Here is a 16,395-nt window from a genome sequence, read left to right as displayed (position 1 = left end):
TTCGTGACTTGCACCTCTGCGCCCTGAGACCAAGTGTTCGCTTCTGGAAAACACTTAACAAGACAGGAACTTCATAGATGATCGGCTATGTGACCATCGGCGTCTCGGATATGGAACGCGCGAAGAAATTCTATACGGAACTGCTTTCGGATCGCGGCGCAATGGTGGTCAACGATGTAGGGCGCATCGCGTTTATCGGAACCAAACCCGGAGAGGCGATGTTGGCCGTCTGCGAGCCCTATGACGGAAATGAATGCTCTGTTGGCAATGGCGTCATGATCTCGTTTGCCGCCGAATCCGAGGATGAGATCAAAACGCTCTATAGTAAAGCCCTCAGCCTTGGTGCAACCGATGAAGGCGCGCCGGGTGTCCGTGTGCCGGGTCGGTTCACTGGCGCTTATGTGCGAGACCACGACGGCAACAAAATCTGCTTTTATATGTTTGCTTAAAGCTGTGCTAAGAGGGCGGCGTGTCTGTCCGTGTAAGCACGCCGTACCTCGATCGGGGGGCGCAGAACGATGTTCAGCCCCTCCATCGCAGTCTTGTCGGGGTGTCCAAAAAACTTCGTCGCCTCGGCCTCGGAAAAGCCTGCGATCTGCGTGGCCTCCATCCAGGCGCTGATCTTGTCGGCCTTTTTTATCTGACGCTTCACCGTTTTCGGCATGGCGGCGGGCAGGCCGAACCGAATGTGGATCGCCGCGGCCAACCGGTCATCCAGCGCGCCATAGTCGGGACCGACGGCGGATTTGACTGGAGAAATCATATCTCCAATCACGTATTCGGGGGCGTCATGTAACAAAGCAGCCAACCGCCATTTGACCGGAGCCTTCGGGGCGATGCGGCCATAGAGTTCTTCGACCAGCAGCGAATGTTCGGCCACGGAATAAGCAAAATCCCCCGCCGTCTGACCGTTCCAGCGCGCCACAAAGGCCAGTCCATGGGCGATATCTTCGATCTCGATATCCACCGGGGTCGGATCCAGCAGATCCAGCCTGCGGCCAGACAGCATCCTCTGCCATGCGCGGGGTTGTGTTGCCATTATACCATGCCTTGTCCGAACAGCCGCGATTGCGCCGCAATTTTGTGGTATGGTTTACCTGTCAAGATCACCAGCTGCCAACTTTTTCTTGAGCATTCGTGCTTTGAACAAGTGCGCGGTGATACCGACATGAAGTACCGAGGGGGGCGCATGCTTCTCCCGGTGTGCCCCTCTCGATTGAAACCAGAATCGAAAGGAGCTTGTTATGTTCAAGCGTTTGTTTGGAATTGCACTGGCCTTTGGCATGGCCGCCACTGCCCCTCCGGCGTTTGCCCAGCAGCAAAGTTGTGCGCAGCGTGACCACGTGATCGCCAAGCTACAAGACAGCTATTCGGAACAGCTGGCGTTTGGCGGATTGCAGAAATCACGCGGCGGGCAATCGGTGATGGAGGTTTGGACCTCACGGGAAACGGGAAGCTATACCGTTTTGGTGACCCATGCGAACGGCCTGAGTTGTATCGTCGCCGTTGGCACCGATTTTTTCGAAGCGATCCCCAAGATCAAGGTAGAAGGCACGCCTAGCTAAGTTTGGCGCATAAAATCCCGTTTCCGGCCATCTGCGTTGCCACGTCCCCAAAGGGATGCTAGGGGCAACCCGGACCAAGATTTACCGGAATGGAGTACCTGATGGCCGGGGACTATATCGTCAAAGACATTTCATTGGCCGGGTTCGGCCGCAAAGAGCTGGATATTGCCGAAACCGAGATGCCGGGGCTGATGTCCCTGCGTGCGGAATATGGCGAAAGCAAGCCGCTAAGCGGTGCGCGGATCGTTGGCTCTCTGCACATGACTATCCAAACCGCTGTTCTGATCGAAACGCTGGTGGCGCTGGGCGCGGATGTGCGCTGGGCGTCGTGCAACATCTTCTCGACCCAAGACCATGCTGCCGCTGCGATTGCCGAGGCCGGTATCCCCGTCTTCGCCATCAAAGGCCAGACGCTGGAAGAACATTGGGATTATCTGGACAAGTCCTTCCTGTTCGACGAGGGCCCGAACATGATCCTGGACGATGGCGGCGACGCGACGCTGTACATCCTGCTGGGCGCGCGTGCCGAAGCGGGCGAAGACATCATCCCCGTTCCGGGTTCGGAAGAGGAAGAGGTGATCAAGAAGCAGATCGCCAAGCGCATGGCCGCAAGTCCGGGCTGGTTCACCAAGATGCGCGATCAGATCCAGGGTGTGTCTGAGGAAACCACCACCGGCGTGAACCGGCTGTATCAACTGGTCAAAGACGGCCACCTGCCGTTCCCGGCAATCAACGTCAATGACTCGGTCACCAAATCGAAGTTTGACAACAAATATGGCTGTAAGGAATCGCTGGTTGACGGTATCCGCCGCGCTACCGACACCATGATGGCCGGCAAGGTTGCCGTCGTCTGCGGCTATGGCGACGTAGGCAAAGGGTCGGCCGCCTCACTGCGCGGTGCCGGTGCCCGGGTGAAAGTCACTGAGGTTGATCCGATCTGCGCCCTGCAGGCTGCGATGGACGGGTTCGAGGTGACACTCCTGGAAGACGAAGTTTCCAGCGCGGATATCTTCATCACCACCACCGGCAACAAGGACGTGATCCGCATCGAGCATATGCGCGAGATGAAGGACATGGCCATCGTTGGCAACATTGGTCACTTCGACAATGAAATTCAGGTGGCCAGCCTGAAGAACCACAAATGGACCAACATCAAGGAACAGGTGGACATGATCGAGATGCCCTCGGGCAATCGTCTGATCCTGCTGTCCGAAGGCCGGTTGCTGAACCTCGGCAACGCCACGGGCCACCCCTCGTTCGTGATGTCGGCGTCCTTCACCAACCAGGTTCTGGCGCAGATCGAGCTGTTTACCAAGGGTGATGAGTACGAAAACAAGGTCTATATCCTGCCAAAGCATCTGGATGAAAAAGTCGCGCGTCTGCATCTGGACCGGATCGGCGTGAAGCTGACCCAGATGGATAGCGAACAGGCGGCCTATATCGGCGTGAAACCCGAAGGCCCCTATAAGCCCGAGCACTACCGCTATTGATCGCGGATCGGGTATGACGAAACGCACAGGACGCCGCCGGTTCACGCAACTGGCGGCGTCTTTCTTTTCCATCATCGTATTTCTATTTCTTGTTGGCTCTGCCGGATTCCTTCTGGTGACACACCCGAAGTCACCCTTGCCTGACCATTGGAACCCCCTGCGCGATCTGTCGATTACGGCCCCGGTTACTCTGGTTACGCGGTTTCAGTTGAACCGTGCTTTGGCGGATGGGGCGCAATGCAAGGCGGTACTGTCTGCGGACGAAGTGGCGTTTGCTGAGATGGAGGATTTGGTCGTCGATCAGAATTGCGGGATCAGCGGACGGGGCCTTCTGTCGCGCGTTGTTACCGCAGATGTCCGAGGGGTCGAAACGCGCTGTACCACAGCTCTGCGTCTTGCCATGTGGGAACATCACGTGGTTCAGCCTGCTGCGTGGGACATTTTGGGTACTGAGGCGCGTGCTCTGCGGCACCTGGGCAGCTATAACTGCCGCCGGATGCGGACCGCGCAGGGGCAGGACAGCCGATGGAGCAGTCATGCAACTGCAGATTCCATTGATATCGTGGGGGTCGATCTGGCCGATGGACGCACACTAAACCTGTTGCGCGACTGGCCAACTGAAGGGCCCGAATCCGAATTCCTACGCCAGATCGGGCAGGGCGCTTGTGATTGGTTCCGGGTGGTGCTGAGCCCCAATTTCAACAAGCTGCACGCGGACCACTTCCATTTGCAGGGGCCGGGCTGGGGCTATTGCAGATAATCCGGCCCCGAGAACCGGGGCCGGAGATTGGCTTAGCGTCCGCTGACCGCATCAGCCAGCGATTTGAACCGAACGATCTTGTAGATACCCTTCGAGGCATCCTCGCCATTGTTCAGTACGGGCGAGCGGTGCAGCTCGTTAATCGTGGCATAGACATACCCGTCAGCACCGATCGAAAATCCGTCAGGCCACGGCAATTCATCGTCCGACTGGAACAGCACTTCATAGCTGCCATCCGGCTTGGTGACGCCCAGCGCATTGTCGGTCATCGCAGTGATATAGACATTGCCGCCGGTATCCACGGTCGACCCATCCGAAATCGGCTTGTCGCCATAGCGTTCAACCTTGGCCTCTAGATCGGCATCTGACAGGCTTTCATCCAGCAGCGCGGCGGTGGGGATGCGGTACATCGCACTTGCCGTCATTGGGGCGAAATAGACCCATGTGTTGGTCGGATCGACTGTGATCGGGTTGATGCCAATCTTGGCCGGATTGCCGCCCAGCGTGATCTCGCGCCCGTCAATCACCATCGGCGTATCCTCGGGGATCGTGTATTGCGACCCCTCCAGAACGCGCCGCGCGCGTCCGGTCTCCAGATCAACAACGATAATGGCCGAGTTCTGACCGTCACCGGTATCCGAGATATAGATAGCCCCGTGATCGCGGTCTACAGCCAGATCATTCAGGAATGAGGTCGGCCGCGCCACAGGCGCACCGATATAATGGATCGCGTGCAAGGTTTCGGTTTTGGTGTCCCAGCCGACGACGCGCCCGGTCTGGTTTTCTCCCTGACCATCCAGCATCCAAAGGATACCATCTCGATCCGCACGCAGGCCCAAAACGCCGTTCAACCCATCCGCATCGTCGTTGGGTGCGCGGGCCCAGTCTTCGGTCGGGTAAGGCTTGGTGGAGCCATCAGGCATCACCTCAACCACGCGCAATTCAGGGCCGTAGAATTCATGCACCGACATGAACATGCGCCCATCTGGGCCAATGGCCAAATTGCCCGGAGGCATGGCCTTTTCAAACTCAAGATAAGTTTCCAACTCGGCTGCTGCGGCGGGCAGGGCCAGCGCAAGCGCGCATGTGGCTGCGTAAAGTGATTTCATCAGGTCCTCCTCTGGTCGTGATCCAGCAGATACCATTTGAAATTTTCCGCGATAACTGGCTTAATCTTGAAACCAGCGTTAGGAAATTTCGAATGTATCATGTGAATGACCTACTGACCTTTGTCTCGGTCGCAAAAACCGGCGGCGTCGGGTCCGCGGCCAAGGCGCAGGGGATCTCGGCGGCGACGGTCAGCCATCGCATCACGAAACTTGAGGAGGTTCTGAACCTCAAACTCTTTCACCGCAACAGCCGCAAAGTACAACTGACTGATGAGGGGTTGATCTTTCTGGATCGGGTCGAACCGCTTTTGGCCGATCTGCGCGAGGCCGAACTGGATGCCGGCAGCGGCAGCGGGGCATTGCGTGGGCATCTGCGCGTCACGCTTTCCCCGTGGATTCTGTCGCGCTTTATTATGCCGGTGATGAGCTCGTTTCAGGCCGAAAACCCGGACCTGACGGTCGAGTTTCTGGCCGTTGACCGCTATGTCTCGCTGGTGGATGAGGGGATAGACTGCGCGATCCGGGTGGGGCGGCTGGCTGACAGCACGCTAAAGGCGCGCAAGCTCAGCGACAATGACCGGATCATCTGTGCTGCGCCCTCGTTTTGCGACACGCATGGCATGCCGCGTTCAGTCGAGGACCTGCGCGTGATGCGCTGGGCATGCCTGCCGTGGCAGACGCGGCTGGATATAACGGACGGACATAGCGCCACATTATTCACGATCCCGCGCGGCATTGCCGTGTCAAACTCGGACATGCTGACCGAGGCGGCAGTACAGGGGTTGGGACTGGCCGTTAAGTCTCGGTTGGCCGTGCAACGTGAACTGGAAAACGGCGCTTTGATCGAGGTTCTGCCCGGGTGCCTGCGATCCCCCGATGCGCCGATTTCCTTCGTGCATGCGGGCAGCGCCACCGCCGGGCGCAAGGTGCGGGCGTTCTCGGAATTGGCAAGCCGCGCCTTCCATTAAAGCGCTGCGGGGGGAAACCCGCTAAATTTCCCCTTTGTGGCCTGCATCCGACATATTAACCTACCTGCACGTGTTTCAAGGTTTCGCACAACAGCGGCCCTGCCGCCTTACCGGAGAGTTATTCATGGGAAAACGCGACGAGTTGATCGCCAAATATGCCGAAGATCTGAAATCCAAATGCGGTATGGATGCCGATATGGATCTGTTGACCAAGGTCACGATTGGCTGCGGCCCGGCGATTTACGATGCAGATGCCTCGACCGTGGCGGCAACGCAGGACGGTGAGATCGAGACGGTCAAGAACAATTTCCTGATCAAGAAACTGGGCCTGTCGGACGGCCCTGCGCTGGACGAGGCAATTCAGTCGGTGCTGGAGACCTATGGCCAGTCCGAGCGTAACAAATACCGCGCGGTCGTCTACTACATGCTGACCAAGCATTTCGGCAAAGAGTCGGTCTACGGCTGATGACAAACGCGCCCGTCCCTGTGACGGGCGTTTTCAATTTTAGGTACTTGGTGTTTGTATGCGCGGCTGCAAACGGCTAATGTCTGGATGTGACCAGGACGGTCAGAACCAACAGATTTCTATACGCGTGTGGTGAGTCGGGAGCACGCGGGGTAGGGAAGGTTCTGCATCGTCGGAACCTTCCCTTTATTATTCTGCCTGCGACTATTCGGCCGGGGTCTGCCCCAGATCGCAGATCACCTGCCATTCGGCATCTGTGACCGGTTGAACCGACAGGCGCGAGTTCTTGACCAGCACCATCGCGCCCAATCGTTCGTCGGCCTTGATCTGGTCCAGCGTGACCGGCGTTGCAAAGGGCCGAACCGCTTTGATATCCACACATTCCCAGCGTTCGTCATCGGTGGTGCTGTCGGGATGGGCGGCGGCGCAGACCTCGACAATGCCGACGATCGCCTTGTCCTTTTGCGAGTGGTAAAAGAACCCCCGGTCGCCCACTTCCATCTGACGCATGAAATTGCGCGCCTGATAGTTGCGCACGCCGTCCCATTCCTCGCCTGCGTCCCCTTTGGCGACCTGTTGGTCCCAGCTCCAGGTCGAGGGTTCGGACTTGAACAGCCAATATGCCATCAGCCGACGACCTTCTTCCAGGCAATCAGATCGACGGACTGGAACAACCCCGCCTTGGCATAGGGATCATTGTCAGCCCAGCTTTGGGCGGCAGCCATGTCTTCCACCTCAAGGATGATCAGCGAGCCTATCATTGCGTCGCCATCCAACAGGGGTCCAGCCTGTGCAACGACACCGGTTTCTTCGATGTAAGCCAGGTGGTCGGCGCGATTGTCCAGCCGGGTTTGCAATGCGCCGTCCTTGTCACGGGCGATCAGAGCGATGAGCATATTATTCCTCCTTCAGGGGTCTGTTGAGCAGGGTTTCGATGGCTTGCATGACACTGTAGGTGCCCTGGCTAAGATCCGCCACCGTGGCGCTGATGGGCATGTCCAGACCTTCGGCTTTCGCGATATCCGACATCGCGCGGGCGGTGGCGACACCTTCGACCGTGGTGGTACTGTCAAATGGCTGTTTTCGACCCAAACAAAGGCCAAATCGGTAATTTCTGGACAGTTCAGATGAGCAGGTCAATACCAGATCGCCCAGTCCAGACAGGCCCATCAAGGTCTCGGACCGCGCGCCACGCATCAGGGCAAAACGCTGCATTTCAGCAAATCCCCGCGTCATCAGCGCAGCGCGGGCGCTGTCGCCCAAACCGGCTCCGATCGCTGCTCCGCAAGCGATGGCCATGACGTTTTTCAACGCGCCGCCCAGTTCCGCCCCGATCAGATCTGTGGTGCGGTACAGGCGCAGGTTCGCCGTGGTCAGGTCATGCTGTAGCTCATGCGCATCCTCAGCGCAGGCCAGCGTCAGCGCGGTGGGCAATCCGCGTGCGATATCATCGGCAAAGCTCGGGCCGGTCAGCAGGGCAGGGCGCGCGTCGGGAATGGTCTGGCGGATGACCGAGATCGGACCCAGCCCTGTGGACAGTTCAATCCCCTTGCAGCAAGCCACCAGCGTTTTCCCGGTCAGAACCTCGGCGTGATCCTCTAACGCGCCACGCAGTTTCTGCATCGGAACCGAGACCAGCAATATCTGGCTTTCCGCAGCCTGCGTGATGTCAGAGGTTACAGTGATCGCATCTGGCAAAGCCACACCCGGCAGTCGTGCCGCGTTTTCACGCGTAGTGAGCATCGCCCGCGCCTGTTCCGAGTCCCGCGCCCACAGCGTCACCGGCCCGTTCCCCGCCAATGAGATCGCCAGCGCTGTGCCAAACGCGCCCGAACCCAGAACGGACACGCTCATGCCTTGGCCCCTTTCTTGCCGCTGCCCAGCATGGTGGGGCTGGTCTGGTCCAGGGGCCAGCGGGGTCGCGCGGTCAGGTCCAACCCGTCGCGCGCGCCGGTGCGAAACCGCTCGATCCCTGCATAGGCGATCATGGCGGCGTTGTCGGTGCACAGGGCCAGTGGCGGTGCGGTGAAACGCGCGCCTTTCTCAACACAAACAGCCTCTAACGCGAAGCGAATGGCTGAATTTGCTGCGACGCCTCCGGCCACGGCAATCACCGGCTCCGCGGGGTTTTCGTCCAAATACAGATCCATCGCGCGGCGGGTTTTCTCGGCCAGTGTATCCACGATGGCTTGCTGAAATACGGCGCAAAGGTCGGCGCGGTCCTGACGGGTCAGCCCACCTTTCTCGGCCACGACCTGATCGCGCATCCGCATCAGTGCAGTCTTCAGGCCCGAAAAAGACAGATCACATCCGGGGCGGTCCAACAAAGGCCGCGGAAAGCGGAACCGTTTGGGATCACCTGCGCGGGCCTCGGTTTCTACCGAAGGGCCACCCGGTTGCGGCAGTCCCAACAGGCGGGCGGTTTTGTCGAACGCCTCACCCGGCGCGTCGTCGATCGTGCCGCCCAAACGGGTAAAGCGGTCCGGCCCGTGGGCGATCAGGTATTGGCAATGCCCGCCCGAAACCAGCAGCATTAGGTAAGGAAATGCGATCCCGTCGGTCAGGCGCGGCGTCAGCGCGTGGCCTGCCAGATGGTTCACCCCGATCAAAGGCAACCCGGTTGCCGCACTGATCCCCTTTGCGCACATGACGCCGGACATGACGCCTCCGATCAGGCCCGGCCCAGCGGTGACTGCGACGGCATCCATGTCGGACAGGCCCAGCCCGGCATCCGCCAGTGCCTGCACGACGCAGGTATCCAGCTTCTCGGCATGGGCACGGGCGGCAATCTCGGGCACGACGCCGCCAAAGGCGCTATGCAGCTCGGTTTGGCCATGCACGACAGACGACAAAACCTCGGCCCCGTTTTCGCCATGGCGCACAACGGCGGCGGCTGTGTCGTCACAGCTGCTTTCCAACCCGAGGACAGTAAGTGTTTGCACCATTAGCCTGATCCGTTACACCTTGGTTGCCAAGCGGGGTATCACCCTGCGCGGATGCAAACAATCCCAAGGCCCAAGGCGCCGAACGTTGTATTTGTTGATGACCCGCCCGCGCGCGGCCTCTGAAAGGTTCGTCGCGCAGCTTCCGACCCGCGTCAGGTCTCGGGTGCAGGTCATCTATTCCCCGATTCTGGAAATCAAACCCCTGCCGGTGAGCACGGATATGCGCGGCGTGCAGGGTCTGATCTTTACCTCGGCCAATGCGGTGAACGCGGCGGCCTCAATGGGGGTTGATCGGTCGCTGCCGGCTTTTTGCGTCGGACCGGCGACAACCGGGACGGCCAAGGGCGTCGGATGGGACGCGCAATTGTTGGGCCAGACCGCCGAGGAGTTAATCGCAGCCCTTTTGCAAACCCGCCCGCTCAGTCCGCTACTGCACCTGCGCGGCGAGCACAGCCGGGGCAATATTGCCGAGCGGCTGACCGAATCCGGCCTGACCGTGCGCGAACAGCCCGTTTACCAGCAAAACCTGCTACCGCTGACACCGGAGGCGACTGCCGCAGCAAACGGCAAATCCGCTGTTTTGGCTCCGATATTTTCGCCCAGAACGGCGCGACATTTTGCCGACATCTGGCGCGGTTCTGCCCCGCTTTGGGTGGCTGCCATCAGCCAGGCCACCGCCGAACCCCTTTATTCTTTGCCCTATGCGCGGTTGAAGGTCGCGAAAGAGCCGACACCAAAGAAAATGCGTAAGGCCGTTAAAAAACTTGTGAAACATGCGTTGCGGGTTGAGGGCGACGTGGCCACCGACTAACTTAACTGGGTCTGTTGTTCCAAGCATTTCGGATTCGATAAGGGGAATATTGCGGTGGCTGGTAAGAAGAAGTCCGATCAAAAACCGGTGGATGACCCCAAGGTGGAGGAGGCGGTCGATGCTGTTTCCGTATCTGACGAAGCATCGGTTGACGAGGTCGCAGCGCTAGACGAGGCCCCTTCCGAAGCCGAAGCCGAAGCCGAAGCCGAAGCCGAAGCCGAAGCCGAAGCCGAAGCCGAAGCCGAAGCCGAAGCCGAAGCCGAAGCCGAAGCCACCCTTGAACGCTTCAAGGAAAAGATGGCTGATCGTAAGGCGGAAAAACAGAGCGGCTTTATGCCCGCTGTGATCGGTGGGGCCGTCGCCGCAGCGATTGGTTTTGCGGCGGCAAGCGCGGGTATGTTCGGTAGCGGTGACACAGATGCTGTAGCCACGCTCGAGGCCAAGCTGGCCGATCAGGCCAACCAGATCGAAGCTTTGACCAAATCTCTGGCAGATGCGCCGGATGTATCGGCAAAGATCGACGCGTTGACTGGGCAGATTGCGCCGATCACGGCGGATCTTGATGGGGTGAAATCCAGCCTTGATGGCCTGGCCGGGCAGATCGACCCGTTGACCAAACGGCTGACCGATTTGGAAAGCGGGGCCCTGACCCAAGGCGCTACGCCCGAGGCGACAGCTGCTTTTGAGGCCGAGTTGAAAAAGCTGCAAGACTCGCTGGCTGCGCAACGGGCTGAGGTTGAAAAGATGGTTTCGGACGCGCAGGCGCTTGAAATGAAAGCCTCGGCGGAGGCACTGGCAGCGGCCAATGCCGCGATTTTGTCAAAACTGCACGGTCAGTTGAATGCGGGCCAACCCTATGACGATTTGTTGTCCGAACTGTCGGCCGGAGGGGTTGATATTCCCGATGCTTTGTCGGCGTCGGCAGATAAAGGCGTGGCGGCAGTTGCAACCCTGAATGAAACCTTTGCACCTGCGGCGCGCGCTGCTTTGGCTGATGCGCGTGACGCGGATAAGGGAACGGGGATTGTCGCTTTCCTCCAACGTCAGACTGGAGCGCGTTCTGTGACGCCGCAGGATGGTGACGATCCCGATGCGATCCTGTCGCGCGCGCAGGCGGCGCTGTCAGGTGGTGACGTCGCGGGGGCGTTGAGCGAAATTCAATCCCTGCCTGATGCGGCCCGTGCCGCGTTGGCCGAATGGGAACAGGCGGCGCAGGCACGGGTTTCTGCCGTGGATGCCGCAGATGCGCTTTCCTCTGGCGCGAACTCGAACTGAAGGACCTGCCATGCTGTGGTCACTGTTAAAAATCCTAGTTTTTGTTGCCATTGTCGGCCTGCTGGCCGTTGGGGCCGGGTTCCTGATGGAAAGCAGCGGTGGTATTCAGATCACCGCTGGCGGCACGGAATACACGTTAGGGCCGTTGCAATCGGTCATTGCTCTGGGTGTGCTGGTCCTTGCGATCTGGCTTTTCTTCAAATTGCTGACCCTGCTGGTCGCTACGCTGAAATTTCTCAACGGTGATGAAACGGCCCTGTCGCGTTATTTCGACCGCAGCCGCGAGCAGCGTGGCTATCAGGCGTTGGCCGATGGGCTTATGGCGCTGGCCTCGGGCGAGGGGCGGATTGCCATGTCCAAAGCCGCCAAGGCGGAAAAACTGCTGAACAAGCCTGAACTAACCAATCTGCTGGTGGCACAGGCGGCCGAGATGAATGGTGACACCAAGAAAGCCTCGGATACCTATAAGAAACTGGTGACGAACAACGCCACCCGGTTTGTGGGCGTGCGTGGTATCTTGAAGCAGAAACTGGCCGAGGGTGATGACGATACCGCCCGGAAGCTGGCCGAAAAGGCGCTGGCAATCAAACCGCGCCACGCCGAAACACAAGACATCCTGTTGGGGCTGCAAACCAAGTCGCAGGATTGGGCAGGCGCGCGTTCGACTCTAACGGCCAAGCTCAAGGCTGGTCATCTGCCGCGCGACGTGTTCAAACGCCGTGATGCAGTGCTGGCTCTGTCCGAAGCCAAGGGCATTCTGGAAGAAGGTGCCACGGTCGAACAGCAAGAACACGCGATCGAGGCCAACCGCTTGTCGCCTGATCTGGTTCCTGCCGCTGCGATGGCCGCGCGGGCCTATATCGAAAAGGGCAAGCCGCGCGCCGCGACCAAGATCCTGAAAAAAGCGTGGGAGGTGCAGCCGCATCCCGATCTGGCTCATGCCTTTGCGGAAATCGCGCCGGATGAAACGCCGGATGCGCGGATCAAGCGGTTCACCGCCCTGACCCGTATCCACCCGGAAAACCCTGAAACGCGCCTGATCCTGGCCGAGTTGAATATCGTGGCCGAGGATTTCCCCGAAGCTCGCCGTGCGCTGGGCGATGTGGTCGAAAAACAAACCGATGCCCGTGCCTATACGCTGATGGCGGCGATTGAACGGGGCGAGGGCGCCTCGGACGCGGTGGTGCAGGGATGGCTGGCCAAAGCGTTGAACGCCCCGCGCGGGCCGCAATGGGTCTGCGACAACTGCCATGATATCCAGCCCGAATGGGCGCCGGTCTGTCAGAACTGCCACAGCTTTGACACGCTGAGCTGGCAAACCCCGCAAACGCCCGAGATCGCCTCGGCGACCGGTGTTCACATGCTGCCCCTGATCGTTGGCGCGCTTGAAGACAAGGTCGAGCCGGAGGTTGAAGAGCCAGAAGAAGAAGTTGCGCCCGACGTGATCGAAATGGAGGCCGAACCCGTGCGCCCCGATGTCGAGCCTGCGATCGAAGAGAAGGTCTGAGGACTCGGATCAACGGACACTTTAGAACCTTGATGCCACTTACGTGTCGCTGGGCAAGTACGTCCAGCGATACTTTGGCGGGGTCGGTCCCTTGTTTCGGCCACCCTGCTGAGACTGTTCCCACGCATGTGCAAGAATGCCGACAGAACGGGACAGGCAAAACAGGCCACGCGCCAATGGCGCGTCAAAACCAAGCTCGGCATAGATCACCGCTGTGGCTCCGTCGATATTCATCGGAACGGGTTTGCCTTTGCGCTGCGCCAATTCGCCTTCGATGTCGATCGCGACAGATTTGAAGCGCCCGTCACAGGCACCTGCCTCAATCGCTTCATCCACTAGGCTCATTAAACGCGGTGCGCGTGGATCCGTTGGGCTGTGAAAGCGGTGGCCGAACCCGGGCAGAATTTTCCCTTGCGCCGCAATCCAGTCATCCAGCGCCGGGCCAACGGCGGATGGGTGAGCGTTGACGAACTGATACAGGGTCACCGCTTGCTCGCCAGCACCGCCGTGGATGTCGCCCAGCATGTTCACCGCGCTTGCTATGGCATTGTTGAGAGGCAGTCCGCACGTCACTGCCATGCGTGCCGTAGCGATCGAAGGGGCTTGTGGCCCGTGATCCACGGCAGCAACTAAGGCGGCCTCGAACAATTTCAACTGTGCGGCGGATGGCCTGTCTCCGCGCACCATGAACCAGATCATTTCCGCGAAACCAAGGTTGCCGATAAGGTCCTGAATAGGTGTGCCCCGCAGGTCTATTCGTCCGGGTTCCATGTCGATGATGGATGTTGACCACCAGTCAGCGACATCGCTCATATGATCCCCTCCTTCGTCAACGCATTTATTTCATCGTGGCTCAGACCAAGCTCAGACCAGATCACAGCATTATCTGCCCCCAAGTCCGGCGGGGCGGTCCGGGGCATTCTGCGTTGACCATCCATCACAACAGGGCTGCCGGTCAGTTTCAGCTCCTCGCTGTGGGACGGCAAAGATCCAATCAATCCGCGGCCTGTAAGCTGTTCGTCGGCCAGCGCTTCGGGCACGGTCATCACCTGCCCGGTCGGAACGCCAATCGCGTTCAACTCGCGAACCCATTCCCGGGAGGGTCGGGTGCGTAGCGTGGCTTCAAGATCGTCCCTAAGGTTATGGCGGTTCCTCTTGCGATCTTCACGCGAGGCATAGTCAGGGTTGCCCAGCAAATCTTCCCGTCCAAGGTGTCGAGCAAGCGCCTGCCATTGTTCGTCACGATTGGCCGCGATATTGATCGGGTTGTCCGCAGTGGCAAAGGTTCCTGACGGGGCGGACGTGGTGTTTTCGTTGCCATGCGCTGCCGGTGTGACATCCCCGATCAGGTAGTTCGACACCACCCAGCCCATGGTGGAGATCACCGCCTCGGACATTGCGATATCCAGAAACGTGCCGCGTGGTCTGGCGTTCAGGGCCGCACTGATCGCAAAAGCGGCTGTTAGCCCTCCGACGGTATCGGCCAGCGGGTAGCCGACGCGACAGGGCGCTGTATCGGCTGCTCCGGTGATCGACATGACACCGCTGATACCCTGAACGATTTGGTCGTAGGCCGGGTCTTTTTTGCGAGGACCGTCCTGCCCAAAACCGCTGATTGCACAATAGATCAGGTTCGCATTTTCAGCGCGCAGAACGTCATATCCAAGGCCAAGCCGGTCCATTACACCGGGCCGGAAATTTTCGACCAGCACGTCGGCGGTTTGAACCAGCTTCTTCAGCAAGTCTTTGCCCTTTGCGGGCTTCATATCCAGCGTGACGGATTTCTTATCCGCGTTCTGGGCGAGAAAACTGATGCCCATCCCGGCCTTGTTGCGGTCTGGGTCTGCCCCCAACACCCGAGCAAGGTCGCCGCCCTCAGGCCGTTCGACCTTGATCACCTCGGCCCCCATCAAGGCAAGCTGATAGCAGCAATACGGGCCCGCCAGAACGTTCGTCAGGTCAAGAACCCGTATTCCTGCCAGAGGCTCAGTCGCCATCGGCGATACCGGCAGCCCGTGCCCGTGCGCGGCGCGCGCGATAGCTGGGCAGCAGCACCAGCAGCGCGGCGATGACCAGCAGGCCCAGCGTCATGGGGCGTTCCCAGATAAACCCGATTCCGTCATAGAGCTGCATGGACCTTGCAAAGTTGTCTTCCATCATTCCGCCAAGGATGAACCCGATCAGAAGCGGGGCCAGCGGATAATCGGCAAATTTCAAAGCCGTGGCACAGACGCCGAACCCAACAAGGATCAACAGCTCCGTTGCATTGTTCTGTCCGATGTAAGCGCCCATCAACGTAAAGAACAGAATGAACGGTATCAAGTAGTTGCGCGGAACGGATAGTACCTTTGCGATGTAGGGGATCAGCGGCAGGTTCAGGATCAACAGGACAAGGTTTCCGATAAACATGGACATGATCACAGCCCAGAAGATCTGAGGCTCATCCAGCATCAGACGCGGACCGGGTGTCACGTTCAAAGCGATTAGCGCGCCCAGCAGGATCGCCGTTGTGCCGGAACCTGGAATGCCCAAAGTCAGCAGTGGAACAAATGATCCGGTGCAGGCCGCGTTGTTTGCTGTTTCCGGGGCTGCCAGACCCTTGATCGAGCCTTTGCCAAATTCTTCTTGTTCCTCTTTCGGAGCGATGTTGCGTTCAACGGCGTAGCCGAGGAAACTGGCGATCGTCGCACCGGCGCCAGGAAGAACGCCGATGAAGAAACCTTGTACGGACTGCCGTCCCACAACTGGTGCAATTGCCTTGGCTTCTTCCTTGGTGATGCGCAGGTCTTTGATCTCGCCATCATCACCTTTAAGATCTTTTGGCTTCAGGACCAGAAACAGCGCCTCGGGCAAGGCAAACATGGCCATGGCCAGTGTGATGAAGCCGAAGCCCGATTGCAGGTCCATGATTCCCATGGTGAACCGAGGCAGGTTGAACAACGCGCCCTCACCGACAGTTGCCATGATCAGTCCAAGGACTGTCATGATGACGGCCTTGGCGACTTGACCGCTTCCGGCGAAGGCAGCGATGGCTGAAAGACCAACGACCATAAGGGCGAAATACTCGGCCGAGTGGAACAGCAGCGCAACAGAAGACAAAGCCGGTGCAAACACCATAAGCAGGACGGCACCCAGCGTACCGCCTGCGAAACTGGCGATTGCGGCGATTGTCAGTGCTTTCCCAGCCTTGCCTTGGCGGGCCATCGGATAGCCATCAAAACTTGAGGCCACCGTACCGGCGACGCCCGGCGCGTTCAGCAAGATGGATGACGTGGAACCGCCAAAGATCGCTCCGTAGTACACCCCAGCCAAAAGGATCAGTGCGGCGGATGGGTCGCCCATCGAGATTGCAACCGGGATCATGATGGCGATGATCGACATCGGTCCAAGACCAGGCAACATCCCGATGAATGTGCCGATCAGACACCCAGCGATGACCATCAGAAGGTTTTGGATTGAGAATGCCGTTTGCAGGCCGATCAGAAGTCCTTCAAGCATA

General features: G+C 59.1%; 18 protein-coding genes. 9 read left to right on the top strand and 9 right to left on the bottom strand.

The window, feature by feature from the left end; genetic code table 11:
* The first annotated feature begins 77 nt into the window (after positions 1-77).
* Positions 78-449: a VOC family protein gene (locus ACR0C5_RS10740; RefSeq protein ID WP_480876417.1), complete on the top strand. Its 372-nt coding sequence runs from the start codon at positions 78-80 to the stop codon at positions 447-449.
* Here the strand turns inward: ACR0C5_RS10740 and ACR0C5_RS10735 are convergent.
* Positions 446-1,039, bottom strand: a complete 594-nt coding sequence (locus ACR0C5_RS10735) for an HD domain-containing protein (RefSeq protein WP_170771277.1) — start codon at positions 1,037-1,039, stop codon at positions 446-448. The genes ACR0C5_RS10740 and ACR0C5_RS10735 overlap by 4 nt on opposite strands.
* A gap of 205 nt (positions 1,040-1,244) precedes the next feature.
* Here ACR0C5_RS10735 and ACR0C5_RS10730 point away from each other — a divergent pair, with 205 nt between their 5' ends.
* The 3 genes from ACR0C5_RS10730 to ACR0C5_RS10720 all read left to right on the top strand — a co-directional run bounded on the left by ACR0C5_RS10730 (position 1,245) and on the right by ACR0C5_RS10720 (position 3,815).
* Positions 1,245-1,565: a hypothetical protein gene (locus ACR0C5_RS10730; RefSeq protein ID WP_170771275.1), complete on the top strand. Its 321-nt coding sequence runs from the start codon at positions 1,245-1,247 to the stop codon at positions 1,563-1,565.
* A gap of 101 nt (positions 1,566-1,666) precedes the next feature.
* Positions 1,667-3,055 (top strand): adenosylhomocysteinase, encoded by a 1,389-nt coding sequence (gene ahcY / locus ACR0C5_RS10725; protein WP_170771582.1) that lies wholly within the window; start codon positions 1,667-1,669, stop codon positions 3,053-3,055.
* Positions 3,056-3,068: 13 nt separating this feature from the next.
* Positions 3,069-3,815, top strand: a complete 747-nt coding sequence (locus ACR0C5_RS10720; RefSeq protein WP_480876415.1) for an extensin-like domain-containing protein — start codon at positions 3,069-3,071, stop codon at positions 3,813-3,815.
* Between the two features lie 32 nt (positions 3,816-3,847).
* Here ACR0C5_RS10720 and ACR0C5_RS10715 read toward each other — a convergent pair whose 3' ends face one another.
* Positions 3,848-4,924 carry an L-dopachrome tautomerase-related protein gene (locus tag ACR0C5_RS10715; RefSeq protein ID WP_214646791.1) on the bottom strand — a complete coding sequence of 359 codons (1,077 nt, stop codon included), beginning with the start codon at positions 4,922-4,924 and terminating at the stop codon, positions 3,848-3,850.
* 92 nt (positions 4,925-5,016) lie between these two features.
* On the opposite strand from ACR0C5_RS10715, the gene ACR0C5_RS10710 reads away from it, so the two are divergent.
* Positions 5,017-5,892 (top strand): LysR family transcriptional regulator, encoded by an 876-nt coding sequence (locus ACR0C5_RS10710; protein ID WP_170790178.1) that lies wholly within the window; start codon positions 5,017-5,019, stop codon positions 5,890-5,892.
* A gap of 124 nt (positions 5,893-6,016) precedes the next feature.
* Positions 6,017-6,358, top strand: coding sequence for a DUF2853 family protein (locus ACR0C5_RS10705; RefSeq protein ID WP_170771266.1), 342 nt, complete (start codon positions 6,017-6,019; stop codon positions 6,356-6,358).
* A 204-nt stretch (positions 6,359-6,562) separates the two neighbouring features.
* Here the strand turns inward: ACR0C5_RS10705 and ACR0C5_RS10700 are convergent, their stop codons facing one another.
* The 4 genes from ACR0C5_RS10700 to tsaD are packed head-to-tail and all read right to left on the bottom strand — an operon-like array spanning position 6,563 to position 9,303.
* A complete protein-coding gene (locus ACR0C5_RS10700) occupies positions 6,563-6,985 on the bottom strand; it encodes an EVE domain-containing protein (protein ID WP_170771264.1) in 423 nt (140 codons plus the stop codon).
* Positions 6,985-7,254, bottom strand: coding sequence for a YciI family protein (locus tag ACR0C5_RS10695; RefSeq protein ID WP_170771262.1), 270 nt, complete (start codon positions 7,252-7,254; stop codon positions 6,985-6,987). Before ACR0C5_RS10695 ends, ACR0C5_RS10700 begins: the two co-directional genes overlap by 1 nt.
* Position 7,255: 1 nt before the next feature.
* Positions 7,256-8,212 (bottom strand): NAD(P)H-dependent glycerol-3-phosphate dehydrogenase, encoded by a 957-nt coding sequence (locus ACR0C5_RS10690; RefSeq protein WP_480876412.1) that lies wholly within the window; start codon positions 8,210-8,212, stop codon positions 7,256-7,258.
* Complete coding sequence (gene tsaD / locus ACR0C5_RS10685; protein ID WP_480876410.1) at positions 8,209-9,303, bottom strand: tRNA (adenosine(37)-N6)-threonylcarbamoyltransferase complex transferase subunit TsaD; 1,095 nt, start codon at positions 9,301-9,303, stop codon at positions 8,209-8,211. The genes ACR0C5_RS10690 and tsaD overlap by 4 nt, the downstream gene beginning before the upstream one ends.
* An 85-nt stretch (positions 9,304-9,388) precedes the next feature.
* Between tsaD and ACR0C5_RS10680 the strand changes: the two genes are divergently transcribed.
* The 3 genes from ACR0C5_RS10680 to ACR0C5_RS10670 are packed head-to-tail and all read left to right on the top strand — an operon-like array spanning position 9,389 to position 12,896.
* Positions 9,389-10,114 carry a uroporphyrinogen-III synthase gene (locus tag ACR0C5_RS10680; RefSeq protein WP_480876408.1) on the top strand — a complete coding sequence of 242 codons (726 nt, stop codon included), beginning with the start codon at positions 9,389-9,391 and terminating at the stop codon, positions 10,112-10,114.
* Positions 10,115-10,168: 54 nt separating this feature from the next.
* A complete protein-coding gene (locus ACR0C5_RS10675; protein ID WP_480876406.1) occupies positions 10,169-11,389 on the top strand; it encodes a COG4223 family protein in 1,221 nt (406 codons plus the stop codon).
* A 10-nt stretch (positions 11,390-11,399) separates the two neighbouring features.
* Entirely contained in the window at positions 11,400-12,896 is a 1,497-nt protein-coding gene (locus ACR0C5_RS10670; protein ID WP_480876404.1) for a heme biosynthesis HemY N-terminal domain-containing protein, read from the top strand.
* A 39-nt stretch (positions 12,897-12,935) separates the two neighbouring features.
* Here the strand turns inward: ACR0C5_RS10670 and ACR0C5_RS10665 are convergent, their stop codons facing one another.
* From ACR0C5_RS10665 to ACR0C5_RS10655, 3 genes are read right to left on the bottom strand one after another with little or no spacing between them, the layout of a single operon-like run.
* A complete protein-coding gene (locus tag ACR0C5_RS10665; protein ID WP_480876402.1) occupies positions 12,936-13,709 on the bottom strand; it encodes a citryl-CoA lyase in 774 nt (257 codons plus the stop codon).
* Complete coding sequence (locus ACR0C5_RS10660) at positions 13,706-14,893, bottom strand: CaiB/BaiF CoA transferase family protein (protein ID WP_480876400.1); 1,188 nt, start codon at positions 14,891-14,893, stop codon at positions 13,706-13,708. The genes ACR0C5_RS10665 and ACR0C5_RS10660 overlap by 4 nt, the downstream gene beginning before the upstream one ends.
* Positions 14,883-16,394, bottom strand: coding sequence for a tripartite tricarboxylate transporter permease (locus ACR0C5_RS10655; protein ID WP_170355570.1), 1,512 nt, complete (start codon positions 16,392-16,394; stop codon positions 14,883-14,885). Before ACR0C5_RS10655 ends, ACR0C5_RS10660 begins: the two co-directional genes overlap by 11 nt.
* Position 16,395 lies beyond the last annotated feature (1 nt).

The sequence above is a fragment of the Ruegeria sp. N8 genome (genome assembly GCF_056531325.1).
This window is presented reverse-complemented; position numbering and strand designations above follow the sequence as displayed.

Coding starts and splice junctions, on each gene's coding strand:
- ACR0C5_RS10730 (WP_170771275.1), top strand. CDS start 1,245: ATGTTCAAGCGTTTGTTTGGAATTGCACTGGCCTTTGGCATGGCCGCC.
- ACR0C5_RS10740 (WP_480876417.1), top strand. CDS start 78: ATGATCGGCTATGTGACCATCGGCGTCTCGGATATGGAACGCGCGAAG.
- ACR0C5_RS10670 (WP_480876404.1), top strand. CDS start 11,400: ATGCTGTGGTCACTGTTAAAAATCCTAGTTTTTGTTGCCATTGTCGGC.
- ACR0C5_RS10655 (WP_170355570.1), bottom strand. CDS start 16,394: ATGCTTGAAGGACTTCTGATCGGCCTGCAAACGGCATTCTCAATCCAA.
- ACR0C5_RS10695 (WP_170771262.1), bottom strand. CDS start 7,254: ATGCTCATCGCTCTGATCGCCCGTGACAAGGACGGCGCATTGCAAACC.
- ACR0C5_RS10735 (WP_170771277.1), bottom strand. CDS start 1,039: ATGGCAACACAACCCCGCGCATGGCAGAGGATGCTGTCTGGCCGCAGG.
- ACR0C5_RS10665 (WP_480876402.1), bottom strand. CDS start 13,709: ATGAGCGATGTCGCTGACTGGTGGTCAACATCCATCATCGACATGGAA.
- ahcY (WP_170771582.1), top strand. CDS start 1,667: ATGGCCGGGGACTATATCGTCAAAGACATTTCATTGGCCGGGTTCGGC.
- ACR0C5_RS10715 (WP_214646791.1), bottom strand. CDS start 4,924: ATGAAATCACTTTACGCAGCCACATGCGCGCTTGCGCTGGCCCTGCCC.
- ACR0C5_RS10690 (WP_480876412.1), bottom strand. CDS start 8,212: ATGAGCGTGTCCGTTCTGGGTTCGGGCGCGTTTGGCACAGCGCTGGCG.
- ACR0C5_RS10720 (WP_480876415.1), top strand. CDS start 3,069: ATGACGAAACGCACAGGACGCCGCCGGTTCACGCAACTGGCGGCGTCT.
- ACR0C5_RS10710 (WP_170790178.1), top strand. CDS start 5,017: ATGTATCATGTGAATGACCTACTGACCTTTGTCTCGGTCGCAAAAACC.
- ACR0C5_RS10700 (WP_170771264.1), bottom strand. CDS start 6,985: ATGGCATATTGGCTGTTCAAGTCCGAACCCTCGACCTGGAGCTGGGAC.
- ACR0C5_RS10705 (WP_170771266.1), top strand. CDS start 6,017: ATGGGAAAACGCGACGAGTTGATCGCCAAATATGCCGAAGATCTGAAA.
- tsaD (WP_480876410.1), bottom strand. CDS start 9,303: ATGGTGCAAACACTTACTGTCCTCGGGTTGGAAAGCAGCTGTGACGAC.
- ACR0C5_RS10660 (WP_480876400.1), bottom strand. CDS start 14,893: ATGGCGACTGAGCCTCTGGCAGGAATACGGGTTCTTGACCTGACGAAC.